Source organism: Finegoldia magna (assembly GCF_018371055.1).
Classification (GTDB): Bacteria; Bacillota; Clostridia; order Tissierellales; family Peptoniphilaceae; genus Finegoldia; species Finegoldia magna_I.
Genome location: NZ_JAGYZD010000072.1, coordinates 1 through 7,527 on the forward strand (window position 1 = coordinate 1; position 7,527 = coordinate 7,527).

Annotated in this window: 4 protein-coding genes and 2 pseudogenes; all 6 read right to left on the minus strand. The window is 32.4% G+C overall.

Annotated elements, in window-relative coordinates; all coding sequences use genetic code 11:
• Positions 1 to 39: 39 nt before the first annotated feature.
• Positions 40 to 309 (minus strand): hypothetical protein, encoded by a 270-nt coding sequence (locus KHW44_RS04425; RefSeq protein ID WP_094207937.1) that lies wholly within the window; start codon positions 307 to 309, stop codon positions 40 to 42.
• Between the two features lie 106 nt (positions 310 to 415).
• Positions 416 to 1,729, minus strand: a complete 1,314-nt coding sequence (locus KHW44_RS04430; protein WP_304066454.1) for a cell wall-binding repeat-containing protein — start codon at positions 1,727 to 1,729, stop codon at positions 416 to 418.
• 1,507 nt (positions 1,730 to 3,236) lie between these two features.
• Positions 3,237 to 4,160: pseudogene (locus KHW44_RS10110) on the minus strand (cell wall-binding repeat-containing protein); the annotation flags it as partial.
• A gap of 156 nt (positions 4,161 to 4,316) precedes the next feature.
• Positions 4,317 to 6,470 carry a cell wall-binding repeat-containing protein gene (locus KHW44_RS04440; protein WP_304066460.1) on the minus strand — a complete coding sequence of 718 codons (2,154 nt, stop codon included), beginning with the start codon at positions 6,468 to 6,470 and terminating at the stop codon, positions 4,317 to 4,319.
• Between the two features lie 251 nt (positions 6,471 to 6,721).
• Complete coding sequence (locus KHW44_RS04445; RefSeq protein WP_304066463.1) at positions 6,722 to 7,105, minus strand: ATP cone domain-containing protein; 384 nt, start codon at positions 7,103 to 7,105, stop codon at positions 6,722 to 6,724.
• An 82-nt stretch (positions 7,106 to 7,187) separates the two neighbouring features.
• Positions 7,188 to 7,527 (minus strand): annotated as a pseudogene (gene tuf, locus KHW44_RS04450) (elongation factor Tu); the annotation flags it as partial.

Sequence of the window (7,527 nt, forward strand, 5' to 3'; positions counted from 1 at the left end):
AATAACTAATAAATTTATAAAAAATTTTATTATCAAATACTACCTAATTAGCATATTTCCCACAAACATAACTATTGGAAACGCTAATACTAACAAAAAATTCAAAATAGCCCTCACTACACTTTTTTCAATCAAAGAAAAAACAATTCCAATTATTCCTAAAATCGGGCAAATATATACCGTCACTAATCCAATAGGCCTCAGATTCCCTAAGAAATCAAACTGAAAATCCTTCAATATAAAACTAACCACAAGACACACCACGCCAATGATAAGTGTCCACAAGCTTTTGTTCTTCGTTTTGTTCATAAACTCCCTCCTATATTTAATATCATTATATCCTATTTGAGAATTATTTGATATATTATTTCATTAAAAAAGAGTGTAGAACAATCTACACCCTTGTGTTTAATATTTACGAAGCTATCAGAACCTCAGTTGCCACGCCATTTTCAACAGTAATCGATAGTCCCAATCCTGTATTACTAATTTTGTGGTAGTAATCAATAAATTCATTTGGCTTTTTATAGGCTGTAGGAGCTAGTCCGCTATGCAATTTGAATACTGTTTTGTTTGTGATTTTGAAAGTATGACTTGCGCTGTCACCTATAGGTTTACCTCCTGAAAAAGAATTGATTTCTTTAAAGTATTTCATGTTTCCAGACACTATAAGATAATCACCCTTGATTTTAACATCGTAAGCTTGGTTATACTCTCTCGATTTTGATTTAGATAATTTTGAACTAATTAAACTCGAATAATATTGACCAGTTTTTGTGTGCAAATTCTTATCTTCTTTTTTTACAGCAGGTTTTTTCCTAGTCAATATATCCTTCACAACAGTCTTTTCCCCACCAACTATAAACACGTTCTTGCCATTCAAATATTTCTTGGCATTTTCTGTCAAGCTATCTGATTGTGTAAGTACGATTGGTGCGTTGTGTTTTTTAGTTAAACTTACTGCTGACAAGCTATCTGCGAAAACTTGTCCACTTGCAAGGATTGCGTTGTTGTTCTTGTCAAATGATAGCTTTGCGATTTCTAGTGCTGTTTCGTATCTGTCTTTTCCGGAAACTCTTTTTCCTTTGAAGCCTTTTAGTGGTAGTTGGTTTTTACCACCGATTGCGATTTCTTGTAAATTGGATTGTGGATATGTTAATCCGTCACTTAAAACCATTACTGATTTGTGGTTTACAAAAAATCCTGTCGCTGCTAGTGCATCAGGGAAGTTCTTGCCACTTGCTATCAACAAATATTCTGGGTTGATGATTTCTTTTGTTTTTTCCATGACTTTTTGGGATGTTGAGTATCTGTCTTGTCCTTCAAGTCTTGTTACGTCAATCTTTTCTGATTTTAATGTTGTGTCAATTCCAGTTTTGCTGATTGCATTGTCTCCACCTACAACAAAAACTTTCTTCGCTTTCAAACGATTGATTTCATTTTTTGTTTGTGAATCTAGTTTATCTTGTGATGATAATAAAAGTGGTGCATCTAGAGCTGATGCAAGTTGTCCTGCTGACAAAGCATCTGCGAAGTTGAATCCACTTGCAAGTACAACATTCTCTGATGTAGTGTATGCTGATTTGGATATTTCTACAGATGTTTGTATTCTATCCTTGCCGGATATTCTTGTAACTTGTTGTTTATCAGCATTTGATACACCTGCTGGCACAATCATCGCCGCAACCAATGCCGCTACAGTCAACTTCTTCAATTGATTTTTTAACATATTTCTCCTCCATAATTCATTATGATATTTGAATAAAACAATAGAAATTCTCCATTATTTTGCCTTCAATATTATTATACCCCTTTTGAGATATTTTTGATAAATTCGTTCAATAAAAAAGAGTGCAGATTCCTCTGCACTCCCTGTGTTATTTTAGTTTGTCGTAAGCTTCTTTCTTTTCTTTGTATTCTTTTTCAAGTCTGGCGATTTCTTTTTCTATTTCTTTGATTTCTTCTTTTAATCTAGCAGTTTCATCTTTTAATCTAGCAAGTCTATCATTTTTTTCTTTTTTCAAGCGGTCAATCTCAGCTTTCCTGTTCTTTCTGTATTGCTCTAAATCATTTAATTCTTTTTGTGATTTAGCTTTTTCATTTAACAAGTCATCCTTATTAGTTACATCCTTATATCCTCGAATTATTTCATCAAAATTCCAAATTCTTGTTACAAAACTGTTCATTTTTCCTCCATTTAGACAGAAAGTATTATTTAATCCGGTATTTGATGTATTTCTTGCAATAGCTGCAATCCCAACAGTATATTCTATGACATCGCCAAAATATCCAAAATCAGCCTCTTTCCCATGTATTCTTTTGTAATCTTCTTTAGCTTTTACCATAGCATCTTGTGAATACTCGTTTGCATATTTTTCGTTTATTATTTTTACCACTTCATCATATACAGCTTTTCCATCATAATACCAATATTCTATTGGATTTCCCTGTCCATTGTATAAGTATTCTGTAACATTAAATGTGTTTTTATTTGAAGAATAAACATTTCTGTTACAGCTTACCATTGCTTTTGCTAAAGTAGAAAAGTTTGTACTATAAACAACATTAGCTTTATATATAAAATCTTTAAGTTGTTTATACAAATCTGCACTAGCCATTAAGTTTTCGTAGCTTGTAGCATCTCCTGGTGTTTTCTTAACATCACCTTTCTTATAATATTCGTTCAGTATATCAAGTGCCCTGTCGGCATCCATCTTGTAATCCGGATACTTTTCTCCTGCCCATTCGAAAAATGCGAATGCACCTTCATTAACTCGGGTATCAACCAATGCAAGCTCTTTGTCTATTTCTTCAATTTTATTTTCATGGTAGTCTTTTATTTTTTTATTTCTTTTTTCAAACTCTTCAATATCGCGTTGAATATATTTAATTTCATCCTCAATGGTCTTTTCGTTTTTATCTGGATTTTGATATCTTTGCAATCTATCTTGTAATTCTTTTAAATTCTCCCTTGAAAAGCTCAATGATCTCGCTACTTCATCAAGTTCATTTTTTGCTTGTCTTTTATTTAGCTCTTCAGTTTTCAATTGTCTTTCGTTTTCGATTTTATCTAACTCAGCATCTATATCTTCATGATATTCTCCATGTTCATTGAATCCTTTTTTAAATTCTTCTTTTTCTTTATCCCATTTTTCTTGAAACTCTTTTTCTCGTTTTATTAACTCCTCATCTACTTCTTTATTTCTCTCTTCGAATTCTTTTTCTAAATCTTTTCTTATAGGTTTTCCACTAGTCAAAATATCATTCACAACAGTCTTTTCACCACCAACTATTAACACATTTTTGCCATTCAAATATTTCTTCGCATTTTCTGTCAAATAATTTGATTGTGTAAGTACGATTGGTGCGTTGTGTTTTTTAGTTAAGCTTACTGCTGACAAGCTGTCTGCAAATACTTGTCCACTTGCAAGGATTGCGTTGTTGTTTTTGTCAAATGAAATCTTTGCGATTTTTAGTGCTGTTTCATATCTGTCTTTGCCGGAAACTCTTTTTCCTTTGAAGCCTTTTAGTGGTAATTGGTTAACTCCACCGATTGCAATTTCTTGTAGATTTGATTGTGGGTAAGTTACTCCGTCACTTAGTACCATTACTGATTTGTGATTTACAAAAAAGGATGTCGCTGCTAATGCGTCTGGGAAGTTTTTGCCACTTGCTATCAACAAATATTCCGGGTTGATGATTTCTTTTGTTTTTTCCATGACTTTTTGGGATGTAGAATATCTGTCTTGTCCTTCAAGTCTTGTAACGTTGATGTTTTCTGATTTTAATGTTGTGTCGACGCCATTTTTGCTTATTGCATTGTCTCCACCTACTACGTAAACTTTCTTCGCTTTCAAACGTTCGATTTCGTTTTTTGTTTGTGAGTCAAGTTTGTTTTGTGATGATAATAAAAGTGGTGCGTTAAGTGCTGATGCAAGTTGACCTGCTGACAAAGCATCTGCAAAGTTGAATCCACTCGCAAGTACGACATTTTCTGATGTAGTGTATGCTGATTTGGATATTTCTACAGATGTTTGGATCCTATCCTTGCCTGAAATTCTTGTAACTTGTTCAGACCCAGCATTTGATACACCTGCTGGCACAATCATAGCCGCAACCAACGCCGCTACAGTCAACTTTTTCAATTGATTTTTTAACATTTTTCTCCTCCATAATTCATTATGATATTTTTTATAAAATGATGGAAATCGTTCCATTTTTATAGTTAATAATATTATACATCATCTGAGATTTTTTTGATAAATTCGTTCAATAAAAAAGAGTGCAGAACATCCGCACCCTTTGTGACTTTAAAATTATTTAACTTTATCATATAAAACTTTATGAATGTTGTAGTCTTTTTCTGCCTTTTGAATTTCTTCTTCAGTCAATTTTATATTTTGTTTGATTTTAATAATTTTATCAGTATTACCTTTTTTAAGATTTTCAATTTTTTGTAATCTTAATTCTTTTTCCTTTTCAATATCCTTTATAGTTTTTTGTGCTTTTGCTTTTTCTTCAAGAAGATATTTCTTGTCATTACTCTTGTCGTATGCCTTGATGATTTCACGGTATTTTTCTTCAGAAATTTTTATTGAATCGTTCCAAATATAGTCGCTATCCATACAATATACAGTACTAAATTGCACACCTTTTAAATTTCTAGTTACAGCTGTAACATCGAGCCCATTCGCCATAGTATGAGTGTAATGCCCTATAACAGGTAAATCTTTCATATTGTGTGCTTGTCTATAATCTTCCATGGCTCTATCCATAGCTTGATTTTCTGACAAATCTGAATATTTTTTCTTAGCGATACTTAGTAATTCATTATAAATCTCTTTTTCTTTAAAATACCATCCATCAAATGGATCAGCATATCCCCAAGCCAAATTTTCCCATACACTAAATGTACCTCTGTGACCTAGAGTGTAATCTACAGATCTGTTACAACTAACTATAGACTTTGCCAAAATTTCAAAATTGGTATCAAATTTTTTCAAATCTTTAAAGTTTTCATCGTTTAATCTCAATTTATTCAATTCTTCTAGATAGTCTGCAGTTGCTAACAAGTTATCATAAGCTGAAGCATCTTCAGGTGTCTTTTTAACATCGCCTTTTTGATAAAATTCATTCAAAATTGCAAGACCCTTATCAGCATCTTCCTTGTATTCTGGATAATTTTCTACTACCCATGGTAAGAATGCAAATGCGCCTTCTTTTATTCTTTCATCAATTTTTGGCAACAAATTGTCAATATCTGAAATTTTCTTGTTAGTTTCTGCTATTATAGGTTTATTTTTTTCTTCTAATTGTTTTTCTTGATCTTCAAGGCTTTTGATTTGAGCTTTGATTTTTTCTTTGTTTTTTTCATCTTCTTCTAGTTGTTGTTTTAATTGAGCATTCAAACTAGAAAGTTGTTTTCTCTTGTCTTGTAATGTTTGTAGTGAATTATTCAGCTTCTTTTTAGCTTCAGCCTTTGTAGGAACTTTTCCTGTTTCAAAGTATTTTTTGTTTACGTACTTTTGAATTTCGTATTTTTCTTCTGAAGTAATATTTGCCAAAATATCCTTATCGACAGTTTTTAATCCACCAACAATGTATATGTTTTCTCTTTTATTCAAGTATTCTTTAGTATTGTTAGTAAGATTTTCAAATTCAGTAAGTATGATTGGCGCGTTGTGTCTTTTAGTTAAGCTTACTGCTGACAAGCTATCTGCGAATACTTGCCCACTTGATAACACGGCATTTCTGTTATCATTAAATGATCTCTTAGCTATCGCTAGCGCAGTTTCATATCTGCTTCTTCCCGCAATTCTTTCTCCTTTGAAATTATCTAATGGAAGTTGTTTTTTACCACCTATAGCTATTTCTTTCAAGTTTGATTGTGGATAAGAATTACCATCACTTAAAACCATTACTGATTTGTGATTTACCATAAATGATGTTGCAGCTAATGCATCTGGGAAATCTTTACCACTTGCAATCAATAAGTATTCAGGACTTATAAACTCCTTAGTTTTTTCCATTACCTTTTGTGAAGTTTGATATCTGTCTTTACCTTCAAGTCTTGTAACCTTGATGTTTTTCTTTTTCAAATAAGAATCAACACTGCTCTTTTTAATTGTAAGATCACCACCTACAATGTAAACATTCTTTGCCTTCAAGCGATTGATTTCATTTTCAGTTTCACTATCTAACTTATCTTTTGACGATAACAACAATGGCGCATCAAGTGCTGATGCAAGTTGTCCTGCTGATAATGCATCCGCAAAGTTGAATCCACTAGCAAGAACAACGTTTTCTGATTTTGAATAAACCGACTTAGAAATTTCAGCTGAGGTAGCTATTCTAGTTCTACCCGCTATCCTGTAAACATTTTGAGATTTAGCCTCTGACATAGTCGTTGGCAAAATCATTGCCGTAAGTAACATAGCTATAGTTACTTTTTGTAGCCTTTTAATAAGCATATTTGCTCCCTCCTTTATTTGATTTAATTATATCACACAAACTACTTTCTTATTCATCTTTTTATAAATTTTTATTTTTCTATAAATATTTATACAAATATATTTCACAAATCTTACTTATATTTTTAACATTATCCAACAATCACATACTTTAAATCCATAACTGCTAGTAATTACAACATTATCCACGATTTTCAATATACAATCTCATAAAAAAGAGTGCAGAATAATCTACACTCTCACATCTCAAATTAGTTGTTTTTGTATGTTTCTAATACTTTTTTGTAGCCTTCTTCTTTTAGTGCTTCTTCAACATATCCTCTGATTTCTTTTGTTGGATAGACGTTTCTCTTGATGGATTTCATTTTCTTCAATACATCTTCAACGATAATGTTCACATCAGAAGAGTTCATCTTTGCTCCAGCAGAATCGGATGTTTGTGCTATTGAATGGAAGATTTTTTCCTTGTCAAAGCTTTCAACATTGCCAAGTTTTTTAAGCACCCATTCTCCTTCTTCTCCGAACATTTCATCAAGCACGTTGATTTTTGCATCTTCAATAATATTTGCAACTTTGTTTGGGTCTATATCGTTATCCTTAAAATAATCAAACAAAATTCTCGTTAAATCGTTCATAAAATCCTCCTTTAAAAAATGAGAGCATCCATCAAAAACGGATGCTCAGCTTGTCAAATTTATTACCTTAAATAAGGTTTAATTATTCTATAATTTTAGAAACAACGCCTGCTCCTACTGTTCTTCCGCCTTCTCTGATGGCAAATCTTAATCCTTCTTCGATTGCGATTGGAGTGATCAATTCGATGATGAATTTTGCGTTATCTCCTGGCATTACCATTTCTACGCCTTCTTCTAGTTCGATGTTTCCTGTTACATCTGTTGTTCTGAAGTAGAATTGTGGTCTGTATCCTGAGAAGAATGGTGTGTGTCTTCCACCTTCGTCTTTTGTTAATACGTATACTTCTGCTTCAAATTTTGTGTGTGGGTGGATTGTTCCAGGTGCTGCTAATACTTGTCCTCTTTCGATGTCTTCTCTTTGT

Coding starts and splice junctions, on each gene's coding strand:
- KHW44_RS04425 (WP_094207937.1), bottom strand. CDS start 309: ATGAACAAAACGAAGAACAAAAGCTTGTGGACACTTATCATTGGCGTG.
- KHW44_RS04430 (WP_304066454.1), bottom strand. CDS start 1,729: ATGTTAAAAAATCAATTGAAGAAGTTGACTGTAGCGGCATTGGTTGCG.
- KHW44_RS04440 (WP_304066460.1), bottom strand. CDS start 6,470: ATGCTTATTAAAAGGCTACAAAAAGTAACTATAGCTATGTTACTTACG.
- KHW44_RS04445 (WP_304066463.1), bottom strand. CDS start 7,105: ATGAACGATTTAACGAGAATTTTGTTTGATTATTTTAAGGATAACGAT.